Here is a 20,898-nt window from a genome sequence, read left to right on the forward strand (position 1 = left end):
AAAAATCATTACTTATGAAAGTAAATATCAGCAAAGGAAAGGATTTCATCCTTGTATGGTCGAAAGGTAATGTCGATTTATACATAAAGCCAACGGGCAACTACGAAACGGCATATCACGACCTCAGGGACGAAGACCTCAGAATCCTGAAAGGACTTTGGAACCACCTTCAGTCCATGCGCAGACGAATGGAGTTTGCGGAACTTGAAAAAGGCATTGAAGAAGTGATACGCGCACTGGACACAATTATTGATGAGCGCAAGTCACGTTGACGGGTAGAAGCTAATAAACGCTGAACCGGATTCAGATTTCATCATTCGTTATGAAAGGTCCCAGGGCCGCTCTGCCCTGACAGGGCCACTGTTTCACAAAACCGACGCATCAAAATAGTCGCAAATTCGTCGGTGTTCGAAACATCCGTGTGTCCGGATAAACTTTTTGGGAGTAGCGATCCGGTGACCAGGGACAGTCCGCCGGCGCATTCCTAGAAAGGAATTGTCACTGATCGGCCAGCCGGTATTTCCCCAAAAAAAACGCCATATGGTAGGGAGGTCGTCGGATAAACCGACCGCACCGTTGGGCAATACCCGAAATACAGCGCCATGATGAGAAAAAAAAATGCGCGTAAAAAAGCGGTTTTTCTTAATAAAATGCGCATTTTTACACAAAAAGACTAAATAATTTAATCGTATTATTGCTTTGGGCATAAAATGTTAATATAATTCCCCGGTCATCTTGTAAACATTAATCAGACCGAGGAGTTACTTATGAGGAAGATGTACACACGTAAGGTTCTTTTATTCACCCTTGCACTGGGGCTGTTGCCGGTGATGCCGGCGGCGGCGCAGGTCAATCTGGATCTGGATATCATGAGTCGTTTTGTGTGGAGGGGCGCGGAATTTGGCGGTTCTCCCAGTATCCAACCGGGGCTTTCATACACGATTGGCGGTCTTGAGGTCGGGACCTGGGCAGCGATCGCCACAACAGGAGATCCGGACGGCTACGAAGTCGACTGGTTTGCAGCCTACACGTTCGGGACCGATGCCGGTGATTTTACCGTCAGTATTTCGGATTATTCGTTTCCGGTACCGGGCGAGGACTATTTTAGTTCGGATGCCCATTTTGTGGAGGCCGGACTTGAGTATTCGGGAATCGCTGGCACACCGTTTTCGCTGTTCGGGGGGGTGTTTCTCACAGACAATGACAACAATTCCGTCTACCTGGAGCTGGGTTACGATGCCGATCCCATCCACCTGTTCTTCGGTATGACACCGGCCGAGTCGGATATGTACGCAACGTCCGGACCCGCTGTGATCAACGTGGGATTTGGTTCGGGCAGGACTGTCCAGGTTTCCGATACCTTCAGTTTCGACATCTCTTATGATGTCATCCTGAATCCCTATGCAGAAGATCTCTTTTTTCTTGTTGGGATCAGTTTCTGATCTTCAGACGTCACTTTTGGGTTGATACCCGGTCTACGACCCGCCATTTCGGCATTTCGGCGGACACAGACACAGCAGTGATATAGCAATATGATACATTGAGGTCAATGAGAGGGGGTGGTGTCCGATGTCGGACGCTTCCCCCTTGTCATTTTTTGAACAGGTTTGACAGGATGAACCATATGTTCTCCTTCCGCTCTCTGAGCCGCCGGCTGAAATAGGGCAGCCACATTACACCATAAGGTACATAAACGCGAACCTTGTACCCCTCACTGACCAGCTGCTCGCAGGTATTGAGCCGGAGTCCGTACAGCATTTGAAATTCGATGCGCTCTTTCGGAATGTTATTCTCTGAAATGTGCTTGCGGGTCCATTCAATCAACTGGTCGTCATGGGTCGCTATCCGGGTAAACGGGGTGGAAGCGATCAGCCGGGCCGCGTATTCTTTGAAAACCGCCCGGATGTCAGCCATGTTCTGATAGGCTATCTGTGACGCCTCCTTGTAGGCACCCTTGCATAACCGCACATCCGCGTTAAGTTCGGCCAGCTTGTCAATGTCTTCCCGTGTTCTGTGAAGATAGGCCTGTATTACGATACCGACATGATCCCCGAACTGTTCTTTTGCCTCATGGTAGATGTCGAGGGTTTGCTGTGTGTAAGCCGACCCTTCCATATCAATACGCACAAATTGACCGTGTTTCCGGGACTGTTCCAGCAGGGTGAACAGGTTATCTCTGCAATACTGTGGATCGATATCCAGCCCCATCATGGTCAATTTAACAGAAATGGTGGCATCAAGGCCGGCCTCGTTGATTTCATCCAGCAGCTTGCAATAACTCCGGGTTGTTTCCTCAGCCATCGATCGATCAGTGACATTTTCACCGAGCAGGTCCAGTGTCACGGCGATACCTTTATCATTCAACTCTCTGACCTTGGGGGCTGTTTGGGAAAAGTCTTCTCCGGCCACGAACCGCCTGGCAATAAAAAACGGTAATCTCATCCTTTGACTGATTGCAGTGTTAGTAAATGGTTTGTGCATGACAACTATGACAACAACCACGCTTTTTGCCCGACAGGGTGCCTGATGCATGGGGGTAACGCTGCGGTCAAAATACGCAGGGATACTTAAAAAAAAAGCCGGGTAAACCGATAAACGGCTACAGACCGTCATCATGTTCTCATTCCACTGTCGGAATAAGTCGCCATGTTGCGGGTTTGAAATGGATCAGCCATATAGGCAACCGGGGACCGGCCGGGAAGCCGAAACCTGCCACGGTGGACACCATCTGACTATCTTGTAGCAGATTTGAGGAATTCTTATATTGGGCGCTTCCGATTGAGCCGTTTCAAGGAATCAAAAAATGAAGGCAGTGCGCAGGATGATCGGTGCGCATTACATCTAATCGTCGAAAATGGACTTTTTTTCGCTTGCACTAATTATAGTTTTTGTTCTTCTGAGCCTGTCGCTCCTGCTGTCACTTATCAGGGTTATTGTTGGCCCAACATTGCCGGATCGAGTTGTTGCGCTTGATCTTATCGCGTTTATCGTAATCAGCCTGATCGCTGCATATTCCATCTCATCAGGTCATCCTGTCTATCTTGATGTTGCTATCGTACTGGCGCTGATTGCATTTCTTGGAACCATCGCTTTTGCCCGGTATGTAGTGCAGCGGGTTGAGAAAACCGAAAAAGAGGGAGAAAATGCTTGAATTTGTAGCAGGTGTCCTGTTGATCGGCGGCGGTTTTTTTGTGCTTGTTGCGGCGGTTGGCGTATTGCGCCTTCCGGATATTTTGATGCGCATGCACGCCTCAACCAAAGCCGGAACACTAGGTGCCGGACTCATACTGCTGGCTGTTGCTTTTACTTATGGTGAACTTGGAATCGTGTCCAGAGCGGTTGCAACTATTGTTTTTATCCTTTTAACGGCTCCCGTAGCCGCCCACGCCATCGGGCGTGCCGCTTACAAGTCCGGTATTCCTTTCTGGAAAGGAACGGTAATCGATGAACTGGAAATATATTATGGCAAGTCCAAAAAAAGTGCAGCGAAACCGGAGAGTAACAGCCAGGACGACTGACTCAGCCTGCCAGACATACCTGTTTTGTGATGAAAGCTTACAACCGTCGTTTCAATCCTTTATTTATGTGTAACATGCTTTTCAGTTCGGGTGCCGTTATACCCGCAGCAACTGGGGCCCTTGCCACCAGGAGGCAGTCATGCTAATTGTCATCGGACTGATTTTTCTCGTTGCTCTGCTGTCGCCGGGAATCCATCGCATTCTGCAGGAAAAAACCGGATGGTTCCTGGCGCTGCTGCCCCTCGGAAGTTTTATCTACCTCCTTTCCTGGCTGCCGGAAATCGCTGCCGGCGGGACAGTGGCCCAGTCGACGACATGGGTTTCCATGGAGTTTTTCGAGGTAAATCTCGCTTTCTATCTCGACGGGCTGAGCCTCATGTTCGGCCTTATCATTACCGGAATCGGTACATTTATTGTCCTCTACGGCAGTGGATACCTGGGCGGTGATGCCTATCTGCCACGCTTTTACATCGCCATCCTGCTTTTTATGGGATCCATGCTCGGGGTGGTTCTGGCGGACAATCTCATCAGCATCTTTGTTTTCTGGGAACTGACCAGCTTCACTTCCTATCTGCTGATCGGCTTCAGCCATGAGCAGGAAAACTCCAGAAAAGCCGCGCTTCAGGCTTTGCTGGTGACCGGTATCGGCGGTCTCGCCCTTCTGGGGGGAATGGTGCTGATGGGCTATGCCTCCGGCCACTGGGAGGTATCGGCTCTGCTTAATGAAGGTGATATTATCCGGGAGCACCCCCACTATCTTGCCATCCTTCTGCTGGTATTGGCTGGTGCATTCACAAAATCGGCCCAGTTCCCCTTCCATTTCTGGCTTCCGGGCGCGATGGCGGCACCCACGCCGGTCAGCGCCTACCTGCACTCCGCCACCATGGTAAAAGCCGGTGTCTATCTTCTTGCCAGGATGCACCCGGTTCTGGGCTTCACCGAAACCTGGATGATCCTTGTGGGAGGATTTGGCCTGGCCACTCTCCTGATTAGTGCCTGGCTGTCTTTGAGCTTCACCGATCTGAAACAGATTCTGGCCTACTCAACAGTGATGGCGCTCGGAACAATGATGATGCTTATAGGCCTTGGTACCGAAATAGCCATGCAGGGGCTGGCGGTCTATATCCTTTCCCATGCCATGTACAAGGGTGCCCTCTTTATGGTGGCCGGCGCGATCGACCACGAAGCCGGGACCCGTGATGTCCGCAGGCTCGGCGGTCTTCGCGGACTCATGCCCATTTCCGCAGTTGCGGCAGGTCTTGCCGCTCTCTCCATGGCCGGCATTCCACCCCTTTTCGGCTTCATCGCCAAGGAACTGGTGTATGAAGCAGCCCTGGAATCTGCTCTGGCCCCGATTCTGTTCATTTCACTTGCCGTACTTGCCAATATGGCGATCGTTGCGGCATCGGCCATTGTGGTTCTCCGACCGTTCTTCGGCAAAGCTGTTGAAACGCCCAAAAAGGCGCATGAAGCCCCCCTTTCCATGTGGGCAGGGCCCCTGACTCTGGCTGTCCTTAGTGTGCTTTTCGGAGTGTTGCCGTTCCTGGTGGACAAAAGTCTGATGCTGCCGGCCGCCAGCGGCGTCTGGGGTGAACCGCTTGATTTTTATCTTTCGCTCTGGCACGGCATCAACCTGCCCCTGATTCTCAGTATTGCCACACTGGCGGGTGGCCTGCTGATTTACAAAGTCTGGGATCCCCTCAGGGAATCGGCTCCCATGAAAACCTACCAGGCAGGATTCGCCCATGTACCGGTCAAAGCCTATGAGGGTCTGGTAAACGGAATGCTCGGCCTGGCAGGGTGGCAGACACGGGTACTCCAGAACGGACTAATTTCCAACTACCTGCTAACCATCATCATAACAGCGGTAGTTGCCATAGGATATACTTTCCTGAGCCGGTCCGGGATCATTTTTAACCCGGACTTTTCGGATGTCCATGTGTACGAATGGACCCTGTCCCTGGCAGTGCTGGTTTCCCTCGGCATTATGCTTACATTCGGAAAATCGCGACTGACCATGATCGTGGCCGCCGGTATTGTCGGATTCAGCCTTGCGCTAATTTATCTCATCCACGGTGCCGCCGATCTGGCCATGACCCAGGTGCTGGTGGAAACACTGACCGTTATTCTTGTTGTGCTGGTGCTTATCCACGTCCCGAAACTCCGGGAAATACGCAGCACCGCCTCCAGGTTCAGGGATGGCATAATTGCAGCCTCTGCCGGCGTACTTATGACCCTGCTCATTTTTGCAGCCACCGCAGCGCCGTTTGATGACTTTATCTCCAAATTTTATGCAGATGCCAGTTATCCGCTGGCACACGGCCGGAATATCGTTAACGTGATTCTTGTTGACTTCCGGGCACTTGATACCATGGGCGAGGTGGTTGTAGTTGCCATTGCCGGTATCGCCGTCTATGCACTGGTTAAGATGACCCGCGCCGGAACTTCCACTGCCAATAAGGAGTCATGAGTCTTCGGCCGAATCCGACCATACACACCCGTGGCCATGTGCCGCTGGAGCCGACTAAATGCCCGTTTCCGACGCAAAGCGAGGCGGCACCGGAATTGAAGGCAGCTGCCGGCTGAAGGGAATCATCGCAAGGTTACATAAGAAAAGTTTTTAAATCACTGAAGTAATGAAAAGTCTGATCCTAAATACAGCTACCCGCCTGATGATCGGCGTGCTGGTGCTGTTTTCTCTTTTTCTTTTCTTCCGCGGACACGATGAGCCCGGTGGCGGATTTATCGGCGGGCTTGTCGGTGCCGGCGCATTTACCCTGTATGCCATCGCTTTCGGAACCGAAGCCACCAGAAAAGTGCTCAAAATCCATCCGATCACACTCATCGCGTATGGCCTCGTCGCTCTGGTGATCAGCGGCCTGATTCCGATGTTTGTCGGCGAGCCGTTCCTGACCGGCAAGTGGCTCTTCCTGGAAATCGGCAACACGGAATGGAAACTGAGCAGCCCCCTGATTTTCGACATCGGGGTTTACCTGTGTGTCGTCGGCTTTATAGTAGCCGTGATTTTTGCACTGGAAGAGGAACCTTTGATCAATACCTGACCAATACTTTTATGGAAACCATTCTTCCAATTTTAGCAGGCGCGATTTTCGCTTCAGGCATCTATCTGCTGCTGAGGCAAAGCACGATTCTGACCATCATCGGAATCATTCTCATCAGCAATTCCGTGAACCTGGCACTGTTTTCGCTCGGACGCATTTCAACCGAAAACCCGCCCCTTGTTGCGGCCGGGAGCACCATTCCCGAAGCGCCTTTTGCCAATCCGCTGCCCCAGGCTCTTATTCTCACCGCCATTGTTATCGGCTTCGGTCTGCTTGCCTTTGCGTTGGCGCTAGCATACCGAAGCTATAAGGAGCTGGGTACGGTCGATCAGGATCAAATGCTCAAGGATCCCGAAGACACATCCGCAGCCATTGTAACTGACTCAGAAACCCCCGAAAATAGAGAAGCATGAACGGTTTGCTTGTACTACCTGTAGCGATTCCCCTCATTACCGCGACCCTGGCGCTGCTCTTCCGCAAATCATCCGCAATGCAGCGCTGGATCGGTGTGGCCGGTATGGTTGTCCTGCTGGTTTCGGTGCTGATTCTTTTTCGTGATGTCTATGTAGACGGTATCCAGGTGCTTCAGCTGGGGAACTGGGATGCTCCCTTCGGAATTACGCTGGTCGCCGATCTGCTCAGTATGCTTATGCTGGGCATCTCGGCAGTGATGGGGCTTATTATCGCCATTTATTCCATATATGACATTGACAAGCAACGAGAGCAGTTTGGCTACTATCCGCTGCTGCATGTGCTGCTGATGGGTGTCAACGGCAGCTTCCTGACAGGCGATGTCTTCAACCTCTATGTCTGGTTCGAGGTCATGCTGATCGCCAGTTTTATTTTGCTGGCACTCGGAAACAGCCGCAACCAGCTTCAGGGCGCGCTCAAATATGTGATCATCAACCTCTTTTCGTCGCTGATTTTCCTGTTCGGCGTGGCCATGCTTTATGGAATGACCGGCACGCTTAACATGGCCGACCTGGCTGTCCGCCTTCCGGAAGTGGAAAATGTCGGGCTGGTGACTACAGTGGCCATGATCTTCCTGGTCTCCTTTGGTATCAAAGCCGCGATCTTTCCACTCTTCTTCTGGCTGCCGGCCTCCTATCACACTCCGCCGGTTGCGATATCGGCGATCTTCGGCGGACTCCTTACCAAGGTCGGGGTGTATGCCCTCATTCGTGTTTTTACCCTGCTGTTCACCCAGGATGTGGGATATACGCACACCATTCTAATCTGGGTTGCCGGTTTCACCATGGTCACCGGCGTACTCGGTGCCGCATCCCATTTTGAGTTCCGGAAAATCCTCTCCTTCCATATTGTGAGCCAGATCGGATACATGATCATGGGACTGGCATTTAACACCGCGCTCGGCCTGATGGGTGCCATTTTCTATGTGCTGCACAATATTTTGGCCAAGTCCAACCTCTTCCTTATCAGCGGAATCGCCCAGCGCCTTACGGGGACGTTTGAACTCAAACAGATGGGCGGGCTCTACAAGCATTACCCCTTCCTTGCCGTCCTGTTCCTGATTTCCGCGTTTGCACTGGCTGGATTTCCCCCGCTCTCCGGGTTCTGGGCCAAACTGACCCTTGTGAAGGCCGGATTGTCACTGGAAGCATATGTTATCACTGCCGTTGCAATACTGGTCGGACTGCTGACCCTCTTTTCCATGACCAAGATCTGGATGAGTGCCTTCTGGGGCACGGTTCCTGAAAAGGGAGTGCCGGAACATTTCGGCAAGATGCCGCTGTTCGGTGCCGGCAACCTGTATATTATGGTTGTGCCGGTAATGATTGTTGCCGGATTGATCATTCTGGTCGGTTTCTATGCGCAGCCCTTGCTGGAAGTTTGTCTCGGCGCCGCAGAGCAGTTGCTGGATCCATCCCAATACATCGAAGCTGTTCTGGGTCCGCAGTAACCACACATTCAGATGAACACACCACACCGGATGTAAACAATGAAAGTTTTTCTATTTAATATTCTGCTGGCGCTCATATGGACCGCGGTGACCGCGAATTTTTCATTCGGGAATTTCCTTATCGGACTGATTCTCGGCTACGCCGTATTGCTGGTTGTGGGTCCGGCCCTTGATGGAGGGAAATACACCCTGCGTGTCTGGAAGTCGTTTACCCTGCTGCTCTATTTTCTAAAGGAGCTGTTTGTGTCAAGTGTGCGGGTGGCGATCGATGTCATGAAACCCCGGTTTAAAATGAAGTCGGGTGTCGTCGATATTCCGCTTGATGTGAAAAGCGATCTTGAGATTACCCTTCTTGCCAACATGATTTCGCTGACTCCCGGCACCCTGAGCCTCGAGGTTTCGGATGATCGGAAAGAGCTTTTTATACACGCCATGTACATTGATGAAGGGGTTGAAGAGGTAAAGCAGTCCATCAAAAACGGCATGGAGCGGAGAATCCGGGAAATATCCGGTAGCTGAGAATGTGTCAGGAACCGCTGTGTACGTATGGTCGTTGTAACTAAGGCAACGCAGCCTGTATCTTGACACCATGGAAGAACCAGAAACCCGGATCCCTTCAACAGAAACAAAATCGCTCTCCCCTGTCATCATAAGAGGAGCACGTGTCCACAATCTGAAAAATGTGGACGTATCCATTCCCCGCAACAAGCTAACGGTTGTCACGGGCGTTAGCGGCTCCGGAAAATCAAGCCTGGCCTTCGACACCATTTATGCTGAAGGCCAGCGTCGTTATGTAGAGAGCCTTTCGAGCTATGCGCGTCAGTTTCTGGAGCGCATGGACAAGCCGGATGTTGATTTCATGCAGGGAATTTCTCCGGCCATGGCAATCCAGCAAAAAAACACCACGCACAACCCGAGATCGACGGTAGGAACCACCACGGAGATCTACGATTACATGCGCCTGCTATTTGCACGTGTCGGTCATACCATATCGCCGGTATCGGGCGAGCCGGTCAGGAAAGAGACCCCTCAGTCGGTTGCCGACCATGTGATCAATCGACTGGAGGAGAAGCAGCGTTTTTACGTGCTGTTTGGTGTCAGTATGGAGAAAAACAAGAAAATGCGTGAAGAGCTGGAGGTGTTTCGGCAGAAAGGGTTCAACCGCATTTTGCTGCCCGGTGAAAAGATGGTTGATCTGAGCCGGGATGAAGTGAATCTTCGAAAGTACCAGTCGGGGGATGTCCGTGTGGTGGTCGACCGCCTGGCGGTCAAAAAGGATGACGATGAATTCCGGACACGTTTGGTGGATTCGGTGGAAGCCGCTTTTCTGGAAGGCCGGGGCCGCTGTTATATTAAAGTGCACGAGGGTGACGAGCTCTATTTCAGCGACAGGTTTGAACGGGACGGGATCCGCTTCACGGAGCCGACGCCCCAGATGTTCTCTTTTAACAATCCGTTTGGTGCCTGCCGTAGCTGCGAAGGATTCGGTCGGGTACAGGGCATCGACGAGGACAAGGTTGTGCCCGACCCGGAACTCTCCATACGCAGCGGAGCCATTGCGCCGTTCAGCTCTCCGAAATTCAATCACAACCTGAAGCTGCTCATCAAGGTCGCCGCCCGTTACAGCCTTCCGATAGATGAGCCGTACCGCACTCTGTCAAAAGAGGTCAAGCAGATTCTCTGGCATGGCAAGGACGAATATCCCGGCATACACAGTGTCTTTGAAAGCATCAGAAGTGAATTCTACAAGGTGCACATGCGTGTGTTTTACGCGCGTTACCGGGGGTATTCCAACTGCCCGGAGTGTGATGGGTACCGGGTCCGGAAAGACGCCCTCTATGTCAAGATCGCCGGTCTGCATGTCGGACAGATCTCGGAGATGACGATCGGCCATGCCCGCGAATTTTTTGAAGGGATTAAACTCAGTGATTATGAAACGGAGGTGGGCGGCCAGATTTTGTATGAAATTCGCAAGAGGCTCCGGTACCTGGATGAAGTGGGGCTGCATTACATCACGCTGAACCGCCTGACCAACACGCTGAGCGGTGGCGAGGCGCAGCGTATCAACCTGGCCAATGCCCTCGGCAGCTCGCTGATCGGCAGTCTGTATGTTCTGGATGAACCTACCATCGGCCTCCATCCGCGTGACAACGACCGCCTCATCCGTATTCTGAAATCCCTTCGCGACATCGGAAATACCGTGCTTGTGGTGGAACATGATCCGGAGATGATCCGCGCGGCCGACCACATACTGGATATCGGACCTTTTGCCGGCATTCACGGTGGCGAAGTTTGCTTTTCCGGCAGCTATCCGGAGCTTCTTGCATCAAAGACACTGACGGGCAAGTACCTGAATGGCAGTAAATCCATCCCGGTGCCCGCCAGGAGGCGCAAAGGAAGCGGCCGCGAAATCGTGCTCGAAGGAGCCTCGGAACACAATCTGAAAGGGGTGAACGTTCGGTTTCCGCTGGGAAAGCTGGTCAGTGTGACCGGCGTGAGCGGATCCGGAAAAACGACCTTGGTGCATCGGACTCTCTACGCCGGAATCATGAAAGAGCTGGGTGTCTATAATGATAAAGTCGGCCGTTACCGGTCATTGAAGGGACTTCACCATATTGACGCGGTGGAGATGGTCGATCAGGCGCCGATCGGCCGTTCAAGCCGGTCGAATCCGGCTACGTATACCAAGGCGTTTGACGGCATCCGTGAGGTCTTTTCCCGAACCAGAGAGGCGAAAATCATGGGCCATACGGCAGGTCATTTTTCCTTCAATGTACCCGGTGGACGCTGTGAAACCTGTCAGGGTGAAGGGGTGCAGACCATCGAGATGCAGTTTCTGGCCGACATCGAGCTTCCCTGCGAGGCTTGTGGCGGCACCCGCTACCGGAAAGATGTGCTTGGCATCAGATACCGCGGCAAGAATATTCATGATGTTCTGGAAATGTCGGTGTCTGAAGCGCTGGAGTTTTTCGTCGATGAGAAAGTGATTTCAAACCGGCTGCAAGTGCTGGAAGACGTGGGGCTGGGATACCTCAGGCTCGGACAAAGCGCCACTACGTTGTCTGGAGGCGAGGCGCAGCGGGTCAAGCTCGCGCGATATCTGTCACGCACCGAAAAAGAGCATGTTCTGTATTTCTTTGACGAGCCGACAACAGGCCTGCATTTCGAGGACATATCCCGGCTGCTGGGCTCCTTTAACCGCCTGATCGACCAGGGACATTCCGTAATTATTATTGAGCACAATCTGGATGTGATCAAATCATCCGACTGGGTGATCGATGTCGGGCCTGAGGGCGGATTTGGTGGTGGCACCATTGTGTGCGAAGGAACGCCGGAAGAAGTAGCAGCGCATCCGGAAAGCCTGACTGGCCGCTTTCTGAAGAAATTGATCTGATAAGGTGCCGGCATCCATGGCCTGAGCCTGGTGCCGGAGCTGCGTGGTATCAGAACAGCTCGGCAAGCTCGTCTGCGATGGCCTCCAGCAGTTTTCTGTCGCTGTTGCTCATCACTCCCCGCTGTTCGGAATCGATATCGATTTCACCGATCAGCTCATTGCCTTTCATAATGGGCACGACGATTTCCGACTGAACCATTGGACTGCAAGCCAGGTAATTGGTTTCCTTGCTGACATCCTGGACAACGAACGTTTTTTGCGTTTCGGCGGCCTGACCGCATATCCCCTGGCCAAAGGGAATACGTGTGTGCTCGGTTGGTTCCCCTACATAAGGGCCCAGCACCAGCTGCCGGTCGGCGAGAGGATCAACCATATAAAACCCCACCCAGTCATAATGGGGTACTTCACGATGGAGGAGTGCGCAAATGTGCTGCATGGCCTCTTCACGGTCGGCGGCATCCCGGATGAGGTCGCGGGATTTTTTCAGAAGCAAATCCCAGGGAATCTCTTTTTGTGTCATGGTCTAAAAGGTGGTACGTTTGATGTTCAATCTCATGACAAATATACATAAATTTGCAGATCAAAATAATTGCGCTGGTGTTGAGAGGCGACACTTGCTGCGTTAATTTTTCAATTTTTGATATGTAGGTAGCAGCAGTATCATGACTTTCTTTGCTTTCTTAATTGCCAGTTTCACTTCGTTGCTTTCCATTGCCAATCCGTTTGCCGCCATGCCATTTTTTTTGGCGATGACCGACGGTGATACCGATGAGCATCGCCGGCAGCAGGCACTGAAAGCCAGCATGTATACCCTGTTGATCCTGATGATATTCCTGTTCGGAGGAAACTATATCATCAGTTTTTTCGGTATCAGCCTGGAGGGTATCCGGATTGCCGGCGGCCTGCTCATCATGAAGATGGCGTACTCCATGCTGGATCCGGATTCCCAGGGGCGAAAGCTGAATGCCGCCGATCATTCCGAGGCCTACAGAAAACCGGATATCTCATTCAGTCCGCTGGCGATGCCCATGCTTGCCGGCCCCGGCTCCATTGCCCTCGTGCTTGGCCTGGCATCACAGTCATCCTCCGTATTTGACTACGCAGGAGTAGCCCTTGCCATTCTGCTGGTGGCCCTCACTTCCTTTGGCCTGCTTGTCATCTCCCGGAAACTGACCCGAATGATGGGAAAAACCGGGATGACCGCACTCACCCGAATGATGGGTTTTATCGCACTGACAATCGGTGTCCAGTTCATCATCAATGGTGTAAGGCCGATAATCGGCAGCTGATTTTCAGCAACGGCATCACCGGGATTACGACACTTACTAACATATTTATCCAGGGTATCGAGTCCACGTTTCGACTATACCTGAAATCGCGTGCTGCGGAAATATTCTGTATTTACAATGCTTTGCAGGAGGCTCGGGCACGTTTCGAATGAGGGGTAAAATAGTTCACAAAAAAGCGCTTTTTTAATACATTGCTATTCCTGAGGGATCCCCTCAATCGTCTCACCAAACGGTACGGTGTTCGGGCAGGCCAGGACTCCGGAATAATATTCATCTAAATCCAGGAATTCATGTGCGGAATAGTAGGGTATACAGGTAAACGTCAGGCATCGGAAGTTGTCATCAAGGGATTGCACCGGCTCGGATATCGCGGGTACGATTCGGTCGGGGTGGCGATCATGAACGATGATTTAAAAACGGTTAAGACAAAGGGCAAGGTAAAAGACCTTGAGCCACAGGTGTCCAGGATCGGTGGCGCGCAGCTGTCCGGAATAGGTCATACGCGCTGGGCAACCCATGGAGAACCAAACGAGATCAATGCACATCCTCACAGTGGCGGGAATGAACAGTTCGCCCTGGTTCACAACGGAATCATCGAAAACTACGACGCCCTGAAACGGGAACTTCAGGAAAAGGGACACCGGTTTGCGGGGGATACCGACACCGAGGTACTGGCCCATTTAATAGAAGAAATCCATGAAATAGGCGGTATGGATTTTCTGTCCGCAGTTAAACAGGCGTTGCTGCAAGTGAATGGTGCCTATGGCATTGCCATCATCCATAAAGACCACCCGGATCAGATCATCATTGCGTGCAAGGGTTCTTCTCTTATGATCGGTATCGGGAAGGACGAGCATTTTGTGACATCGGACGCTTCTTCGGTTATTGAATACACAAAAAGAGTAGTGTATCTGGAAGATGAGGAAATAGCTACAGTCAGGCGCGACGGCTACGAGGTCTCCACACTGAAGAATGTTCCTCTGACCAAGGAGGTGCATGAGCTGGCCATGAGTCTGGAGCAGATCGAAAAGGGCGGGTTTCCCCATTTTATGCTCAAGGAGATTTTTGAGCAGGTGGATACGATCGCCGACTGTATGAGGGGCCGGTTGATGGTACGGGAGAACCGGGTTCAGTTGGGTGGCCTCACGGAGGTGCTCGACCGACTGTGTCGTGCAAGGCGTGTGATTATTGCCGCATGCGGTACAAGCTGGCATGCCGGTCTGATTGGCGAGTATCTGATGGAATACCTGGCGCACATGCCGGTCGAGGTCGAGTATGCCTCGGAGTTTCGCTACCGGGAACAGCTGATCGACGAACGGGATGTGATGCTGGTGATATCACAAAGCGGGGAGACGACCGATACCCTGGTGGCCTTGCGTGAGGCCAAAAAACGTGGTGCGCTGGTACTCGGGATTTGCAATGCGGTCGGGTCCACAATTGCACGGGAGACCGATGCCGGGGTGTATATCCACGCCGGACCCGAGATCGGGGTAGCGTCCACGAAGGCGTTTACCGCACAGGTTACCGTGCTGGTAATGATGGCACTGCTGATAGGCCGCGAGAACAAGGTGATCTCCGATGAACTTATGCGGGATCTGACGAGCGAGTTATCGGCCATACCCGACAAAGTCAGGCAAATTGTCGCCGATACCGCCCATATCGAGAATATCGCCCGCCTGTTTACGTTTGCCCCCAACTTCTTGTACCTGGGGCGCTCTTTCAATTTTCCGGTGGCGCTTGAGGGCGCGCTCAAACTCAAGGAGATCTCATATATCCATGCCGAGGGATACCCGGCTGCGGAGGTAAAACACGGTCCGATCGCACTAATAGATGAGCATATGCCGGTAGTTGTAATTGCGGCGACCGACTATACCAACGACAAGGTCGTCAGCAATATCGAAGAGGTAAAGGCGAGAAAAGGCCGGATTATCTCGATTTCATCCAACGGACAATCGGAGGTTGCCAGGCTGGCAGAGTTTAATATCAACATACCGGAAACCCACGACTGCCTGACGCCGCTGCTTGCCGTCATCCCGCTTCAGCTGCTCTCCTACTATGTTGCTGTCAACCGGAAGTGCGATGTCGACAATCCCCGCAACCTTTCGAAAAGCGTAACGGTAGAGTAGCCGGGGGAGATACAAAAAAAGCTCATTGAGTGGCTGTCTGACGGCGACTCAATGAGCTTTGGCTGTGGGACCGGGCGGAATCGAACCGCCGACACATGGATTTTCAGTCCATTGCTCTACCAACTGAGCTACAGTCCCTCCCTCTGAAAGAGAACCCAAATATACACTCTTTTTTATTTCGAAGAAACCGGCTTGCCAACTTTTTCCGGCATCGCCACTTGCTCTCCGTCAATGTGGATGTCTTTGAGGCGTATCTGCAGCGTGGTGCGGTTATTCCAGGTGTTTTCATCCAGTGCGTAGGCGATATCCACCTTTCGGGAGCCGGCTTTCAGCAGGGGTCCGGCGAACCGCTGCATATTGAAGCCGATGGCCTCGATCGGTGGCGAGCCGTTTTGGGCAATTCTCATTTTCAGATGGCCCTGGCCGACGATGGTTGGTTTCCCGGCAATTCTCACATCGCGGCTCACAAAAATCGGTTTCATGTTATGCGGACCAAATGGCTCGAATTGTTTGAGCAACTTCCAGAAGCGCGGGGTGATCTCATTGAAGGGCAATTCCGCATCGATGGACAACTCGGGGTTAAAGTCCTGTTCCGACAGCAGCTCACCGGTGATCTGTTGAAACCGTTTGATGAAGGGTTTGAGCTGCTCCTCGGAGATGGTGAGGCCGGCGGCGTATTTGTGTCCGCCGAATTGGACCAGGAGGTCTTCGCACTGTTTCAGTGCTTCATAGATATTGAACCCGTTAATGCTTCTCGCCGAGCCCTTGATCATTCCGTCAACGGTGCTGAGCATGATGGTCGGTCGGCAATACAGATCGACCAGCCGTGACGCGACGATACCGATAACCCCCAGGTGCCAGTCGGGATTGTGCAGGACAAGGCAGGAGCAATCGTCGTGTTCCGGTTGGCCTCCCACCTGTAGCAGGGCCTCCTCCATGGTACGGGTATCGGTATCCCGCCGCTTGAAATTGATCTTTTCAAGTCGTGACGCGAAGGTATTGGCTTCTTCGGCAGTTTCGGAAATGAGCAGAGAGACCGCCACGGCGGCATCCCCCATCCTGCCGGCGGCATTGATACGCGGGCCCAGCGAAAAGACGATATGTGACGTGGTGATTTCGGAGTCGCGCAATCGAATAAGATCGAGAAGCGCCTTGACGCCTGCCCGGGGCTTGGAGTTGATCATTCGCAACCCTTCCTGCATCAGTATCCGGTTTTCATCGATGATAGGGACGATGTCGGAGGCAATGGAGATGGCGACCAGGTCCAGATACGGATGAGCCACATCGGTAGGAAGCCCGAGCCTGGTGAGGGTAGCCTGAATCAGCTTGAACCCGACACCGGCACCCGACAGCCCTTTGAAGGGATAGGAGCAGCCCGGCTGTTTGGGGTCGATCACCGCAACGGCATCGGGAATGCTCTCCCCGGCATTGTGATGGTCGCAAATAATCAGGTCAATGCCTTTGCTTTTCGCGTACTCGGTCTCTTCCACGGCGGTAATGCCGCAGTCTACGGAGACAATCAGTGTGCTGCTGTTTTCGGCGGCAAAGTCGATCCCGTCTTCACCGATTCCGTACCCCTCCTTAAAACGGTGAGGAATGTAATACTGGACATCCACCCCGAAGTTCTTGAGAAAGGTATACATGATGGCGGTGGCGGTGGTGCCGTCGACATCATAATCGCCGTAAACGACCACTTTTTCATTGGATCGAATGGCGGTGGCAAGCCGGTCGGAGCCGGAATCCACGTCCTTCATCAGAAAAGGGTCGTGAAGCTGACTCAGGGATGGTCGGAAAAATAGGCGTGCATCATCAAAGGTTGAAATCCCGCGGATCGTGAGCAGGCGTGCGATAGGCTGGGGAATGCCCAGTTCTTCCCGAAGTCGGGATATAGCCTCCTCATGTTCCGGCTGGATATAGTTCCATCGGAAAGACATAATGGTATGTGTCTCGTTCTTTTTATCATGAAAAGGCGTGTGGCGGTCAGGCCAGCAAACCACAAAATGTATGCACCCGTTCGCAATGCTGCCGGAGGCGATGGCGACGAAAAGGCCGCAGCCTGCGATCAACTCCCCGTGCCTTGCGAAAAGGGTATTCTCTCTGATAATGTACGAAAAAGTGGTGAGCAAAAGTATCCTGATTACAACCCACAGGGGCTCTTTTTTTGACTTTGCATTTTGAAGTAACGAAGGTTTCTGCTGAATTATGCGGCAGGATGCTAATAGGGATTACGCCGGACTCATGGCTTCCGGGTCATAAAAAATGCGTATATTTGTGCCTCTTAACGGGCCAGAAAACCCCCAAATCGGATGAATAATGCCGGATATCGAATCGAACCAGATCCAGGTTTTTGTCAAAACCCTGATGGGACTTGAAGAGGTACTTGCCGATGAGCTTCGCTCGCTGGGTGCCGGGGATGTTTATATCGGCAGGCGGGGAGTGTCGTGTGTTGCCGACGAAGAGACCCTGTACTCCATACTGATACGGTCGCGGCTGGCGCTCAGAGTACTGATTCGCCTGGATGAGCGGACGGTGCAGAGCGAGCAGGAGCTGTATGACTGGGTAAAGTCGATCGACTGGCACGACCATCTGACTCTCAAACACACCCTGGCGGTGGATGTGGTCACCTACCATCCCGAAATGAACCACTCGGTTTTCCTGGCTCAAAAAACAAAGGATGCGATAGTTGACCGTTTCCGGGAGGAATATGACCTGCGGCCCAGTGTGAGCCCGAAAGACCCGGACGTCCGCATCAATCTCCATATTTCCAAGGACGGAACCGCCCATATCGGACTGGACGCCTCCGGCCGCAGCATGAATCAGCGGGGCTATCGGAAAACCACCGGAAAGGCGGCCATTAATGAGGTGCTGGCGGCCGGACTCATTGCCATAAGCATGTGGGATCCGGAGACCCCTTTTGTCGATCCCATGTGCGGCTCCGGCACCCTGCTTATCGAAGCGGCGATGATGGCCAAAAACCGGGCACCCGCATTGCTGAACGATTCGTTTGGAATCAAACGGTGGCCACGGTTTCGGGAAGTGCTCTGGAATCGCCTGATGCGGGATGCACAACGTGCCGAGCGACGGGATGTGGACTGGATTTACGGTAGCGATGAAGATCCCCGTATGATCGAAATCAGCAAAAAGAATATTAAAACCGCCCGGCTTTCCCGTAACATCCAGCTTGTCGACAAACCGTTCCAGAAACTGTGGATACCGGAGGGTAACGGGGTGATCATCTCCAACCCGCCCTATGGCGAGCATATCGGGGAACGAAAACAGTTGAAATCGATGTATGAAGAGCTTGGCAGGGTTTTGCGCTACAAGGCGAAGGGCTATAAAGCCTATTTCATTACACCGGATCCGGAATTCAAAAAGACGATGCCCCTGAAACACGGGAAGATCTTTAACGTTCTGAACGGTACGATACCCTGCGAATACATTTCTTACTCCATCGGACCCAAAAAATGAACAAGGAGAAAATTCTCTATCGCGACCGGCTGCTCACGGCTATCACCGACGACGGCCATTACCGGATTGCCATCGTCAAGTCGACCAACCTGGTGCGCACAGCCAAAAAGAATCACAACCTTTCGCTTCTTTCCACGGTACTGCTCGGCCGGACACTTACGGGCGCCCTGTTGCTGGCCTCCGGGATGAAAGGAGAAGAGCGGATTCAGCTTCGCCTGGAAGGAAACGGTCCCGCCGGGGCGGTGATTGCCGAAGCGTCCAGTCATGGCGAGGTGCGCGGCTATACCCTGCGGCCCGATGCCGAGCTGGATCTTGCCAATAATGAAAAGCTGGGGGACGGAATTGGAATCGGACTGATGAGCGTTTCCCGGATCCTCTATAACAAGGCCCGGCCGGTGGTTGGTACTGTGGAACTGGTGCGCGGCAATGTGAACGAAGACCTCGCGTTCTACCTGCTTCAGTCGGAGCAGATACCCTCGGCGGTCTCGCTGGATGTGTCGATCGACGGGAAAGGCGAAGTTGCACAGGCCGGCGGCGTGCTGATTCAGGCCATGCCCGGAGCGGACAAGGAGAAGACGCACCAGCTTGAGGAGAACATCCGCAGCATGCCCCAGATCGGCAGGCAGCTGGAATCCGGTTACCTGGATGAGGTGCTGGATACGGTTGCAGGCGGTATAGCGGTCAGGGAGCTGTCACGGTATCCGGTGGACTTCTTCTGCCGCTGTTCGAAAAACCGGTTCAAACGTTCGCTGATGCTGCTCGATCCGGAAGAGCTGTTGAAGATGGAGGGAGACGGCGAGGAGATGGTTTGCCATTATTGCGGTGAACGGTATCACTTCGGCAGGGAGGAGATTAACGCCATCGCTCAAATAGCGGGTACCCGGAAAAACTGAGGGATACGGTTAGTCGGACTGGGACCGGGCATGCAGAACCTGCTCCCGCAGGTGGCGGATGAGAGTGTATGCCATGAGCGCCGACACCGGTGCAATAACCCGCTCATCGATATCAAACAGGGAGTGGTGCAGCGGATGCATTGTCTCCGGGGCATGAGCAGTCCCGACCCGCATGAAGAGGCCCGGGATTTTCTGGGTGTAGTAGGCGAAATCTTCGGCCCCTATGCTCTGCTCCCGCTCGGGGAAGCGGTCATCGCCAACCTCAGTGGTTATAATACGTCGGATGAACTGGTGGAGCTGGGGGTTGTTGATCACCGACGGGGCGCCTTCGCCAAAGCGGACATCGGCTTCCACGTCGTTCATTCGGCCGATGGATATGGTGATATTCCGGATGTATTCCCGCAGTTGTTGGCGCAGCTGTTCGTCCATGGTCCGTATGGTACCGCCGAAAGTAACATGATGCGGAATCACGTTAAGGGCATCCCCGGCATGGAAGGCACAAATGGACAGGACACCGGGTTTACGCACATCTGTGACCCGGCCGATCATCTGATAAAGGTGATGAACAATCTGATGGGCGATCCAGATGGTATCGTTGCCCTCATAGGGCCTGGCGGAGTGCGCGGTTGAAGGGGCATCAACCGTTACTTCAAACGTGTCGAACGATCCGGTTTCGGGTCCGGGCCGGGCACTGAAATGTCCGCTGGGGATCGTCGGGTCGCAGTGGATGCCGTATACTGCCTCAACGCCATCCAGAACACCCTCTTTCAAAACCCTGGGAGCACCGCTCGGCGTTATCTCTTCAGCCGGCTGCCAGAAGACCCGGACCGTGCCTTTGACCATATTTCTGTGCTGATGAAGTGTCCGGGCAACTGCGGCTGCTATGGTACTGTGCACGTCGTGGCCGCAAAGGTGGCCGAATCCGTTTCTCTGAGAGGCATAGGATACCTCCTTGCGGTCCTGGATGGGCAGTGCGTCCATGTCGGCGCGGTAAGCTACAAGCGGCCCGTCCTGTTGGCCCTTTATATCGAGATAAAAGCCGGTTCCGGCCATCCCTTCGGGTGTCGGGAGTCCGGCATCCACAAGATGTTGCTGGAGCAGTTTGGATGTCTGGAACTCCGACCAGCCGGTTTCCGGGTGCTGATGGAGCATTCGCCGTAAAGAGATCAGCTCCTTTTCCAGCGATAAGGAATGGGAACGCAGTTGCTTCAGCAGGTCATCCATAAA

Annotated in this window: 18 protein-coding genes and 1 tRNA gene; 14 read left to right on the plus strand and 5 right to left on the minus strand. The window is 53.0% G+C overall.

Annotated features, from left to right (window positions below; genetic code table 11):
• Positions 1-272, plus strand: a 272-nt coding sequence (locus QA596_12220; protein ID MDG5768223.1) for a hypothetical protein, incomplete at its 5' end; no start/stop codon positions are given.
• 504 nt (positions 273-776) lie between these two features.
• A complete protein-coding gene (locus QA596_12225; GenBank protein ID MDG5768224.1) occupies positions 777-1,442 on the plus strand; it encodes a hypothetical protein in 666 nt (221 codons plus the stop codon).
• Between the two features lie 148 nt (positions 1,443-1,590).
• Here the strand turns inward: QA596_12225 and QA596_12230 are convergent, their stop codons facing one another.
• Positions 1,591-2,442, minus strand: coding sequence for a proline dehydrogenase family protein (locus QA596_12230; protein MDG5768225.1), 852 nt, complete (start codon positions 2,440-2,442; stop codon positions 1,591-1,593).
• Positions 2,443-2,854: 412 nt separating this feature from the next.
• On the opposite strand from QA596_12230, the gene QA596_12235 reads away from it, so the two are divergent.
• The 8 genes from QA596_12235 (at position 2,855) to uvrA (ending at position 11,895) form a co-directional block, all read left to right on the plus strand.
• Positions 2,855-3,151 (plus strand): cation:proton antiporter, encoded by a 297-nt coding sequence (locus QA596_12235; protein ID MDG5768226.1) that lies wholly within the window; start codon positions 2,855-2,857, stop codon positions 3,149-3,151.
• A complete protein-coding gene (gene mnhG, locus QA596_12240) occupies positions 3,144-3,518 on the plus strand; it encodes a monovalent cation/H(+) antiporter subunit G (GenBank protein MDG5768227.1) in 375 nt (124 codons plus the stop codon). Before QA596_12235 ends, mnhG begins: the two co-directional genes overlap by 8 nt.
• A gap of 139 nt (positions 3,519-3,657) precedes the next feature.
• Complete coding sequence (locus QA596_12245) at positions 3,658-5,988, plus strand: putative monovalent cation/H+ antiporter subunit A (protein MDG5768228.1); 2,331 nt, start codon at positions 3,658-3,660, stop codon at positions 5,986-5,988.
• A gap of 166 nt (positions 5,989-6,154) precedes the next feature.
• Positions 6,155-6,580, plus strand: coding sequence for a Na+/H+ antiporter subunit B (locus QA596_12250; GenBank protein ID MDG5768229.1), 426 nt, complete (start codon positions 6,155-6,157; stop codon positions 6,578-6,580).
• An 11-nt stretch (positions 6,581-6,591) separates the two neighbouring features.
• Entirely contained in the window at positions 6,592-6,993 is a 402-nt protein-coding gene (locus QA596_12255) for an NADH-quinone oxidoreductase subunit K (GenBank protein MDG5768230.1), read from the plus strand.
• Positions 6,990-8,501 (plus strand): Na+/H+ antiporter subunit D, encoded by a 1,512-nt coding sequence (locus QA596_12260; GenBank protein ID MDG5768231.1) that lies wholly within the window; start codon positions 6,990-6,992, stop codon positions 8,499-8,501. The genes QA596_12255 and QA596_12260 overlap by 4 nt, the downstream gene beginning before the upstream one ends.
• Positions 8,502-8,540: 39 nt before the next feature.
• Entirely contained in the window at positions 8,541-9,020 is a 480-nt protein-coding gene (locus QA596_12265) for a Na+/H+ antiporter subunit E (protein MDG5768232.1), read from the plus strand.
• A gap of 70 nt (positions 9,021-9,090) precedes the next feature.
• A complete protein-coding gene (uvrA, locus tag QA596_12270) occupies positions 9,091-11,895 on the plus strand; it encodes an excinuclease ABC subunit UvrA (GenBank protein MDG5768233.1) in 2,805 nt (934 codons plus the stop codon).
• Between the two features lie 49 nt (positions 11,896-11,944).
• On the opposite strand, the gene QA596_12275 is transcribed toward uvrA, so the two are convergent.
• A complete protein-coding gene (locus QA596_12275) occupies positions 11,945-12,415 on the minus strand; it encodes a GAF domain-containing protein (GenBank protein MDG5768234.1) in 471 nt (156 codons plus the stop codon).
• A 142-nt stretch (positions 12,416-12,557) separates the two neighbouring features.
• Between QA596_12275 and QA596_12280 the strand changes: the two genes are divergently transcribed.
• Positions 12,558-13,184: a MarC family NAAT transporter gene (locus tag QA596_12280; GenBank protein ID MDG5768235.1), complete on the plus strand. Its 627-nt coding sequence runs from the start codon at positions 12,558-12,560 to the stop codon at positions 13,182-13,184.
• A gap of 290 nt (positions 13,185-13,474) precedes the next feature.
• Complete coding sequence (gene glmS / locus QA596_12285; GenBank protein MDG5768236.1) at positions 13,475-15,310, plus strand: glutamine--fructose-6-phosphate transaminase (isomerizing); 1,836 nt, start codon at positions 13,475-13,477, stop codon at positions 15,308-15,310.
• 65 nt (positions 15,311-15,375) lie between these two features.
• On the opposite strand, the gene QA596_12290 is transcribed toward glmS, so the two are convergent.
• A tRNA-Phe gene (locus tag QA596_12290) sits at positions 15,376-15,448 on the minus strand.
• Between the two features lie 35 nt (positions 15,449-15,483).
• The gene (recJ, locus tag QA596_12295; GenBank protein MDG5768237.1) at positions 15,484-17,436 is read right to left on the minus strand and encodes a single-stranded-DNA-specific exonuclease RecJ; all 1,953 of its coding nucleotides are present in this window, start codon (positions 17,434-17,436) and stop codon (positions 15,484-15,486) included.
• A 187-nt stretch (positions 17,437-17,623) separates the two neighbouring features.
• On the opposite strand from recJ, the gene QA596_12300 reads away from it, so the two are divergent.
• Both QA596_12300 and hslO read left to right on the plus strand, forming a co-directional pair.
• Positions 17,624-18,778: a THUMP domain-containing protein gene (locus QA596_12300; GenBank protein ID MDG5768238.1), complete on the plus strand. Its 1,155-nt coding sequence runs from the start codon at positions 17,624-17,626 to the stop codon at positions 18,776-18,778.
• Entirely contained in the window at positions 18,775-19,671 is an 897-nt protein-coding gene (gene hslO, locus QA596_12305) for an Hsp33 family molecular chaperone HslO (GenBank protein ID MDG5768239.1), read from the plus strand. The genes QA596_12300 and hslO overlap by 4 nt, the downstream gene beginning before the upstream one ends.
• 9 nt (positions 19,672-19,680) lie before the next feature.
• On the opposite strand, the gene QA596_12310 is transcribed toward hslO, so the two are convergent.
• Positions 19,681-20,895, minus strand: a complete 1,215-nt coding sequence (locus QA596_12310) for an amidohydrolase (GenBank protein ID MDG5768240.1) — start codon at positions 20,893-20,895, stop codon at positions 19,681-19,683.
• Positions 20,896-20,898 lie beyond the last annotated feature (3 nt).

The organism is Balneolales bacterium ANBcel1 (genome assembly GCA_029688905.1).
GTDB lineage: Bacteria > Bacteroidota > Rhodothermia > Balneolales > Natronogracilivirgulaceae > SLLW01.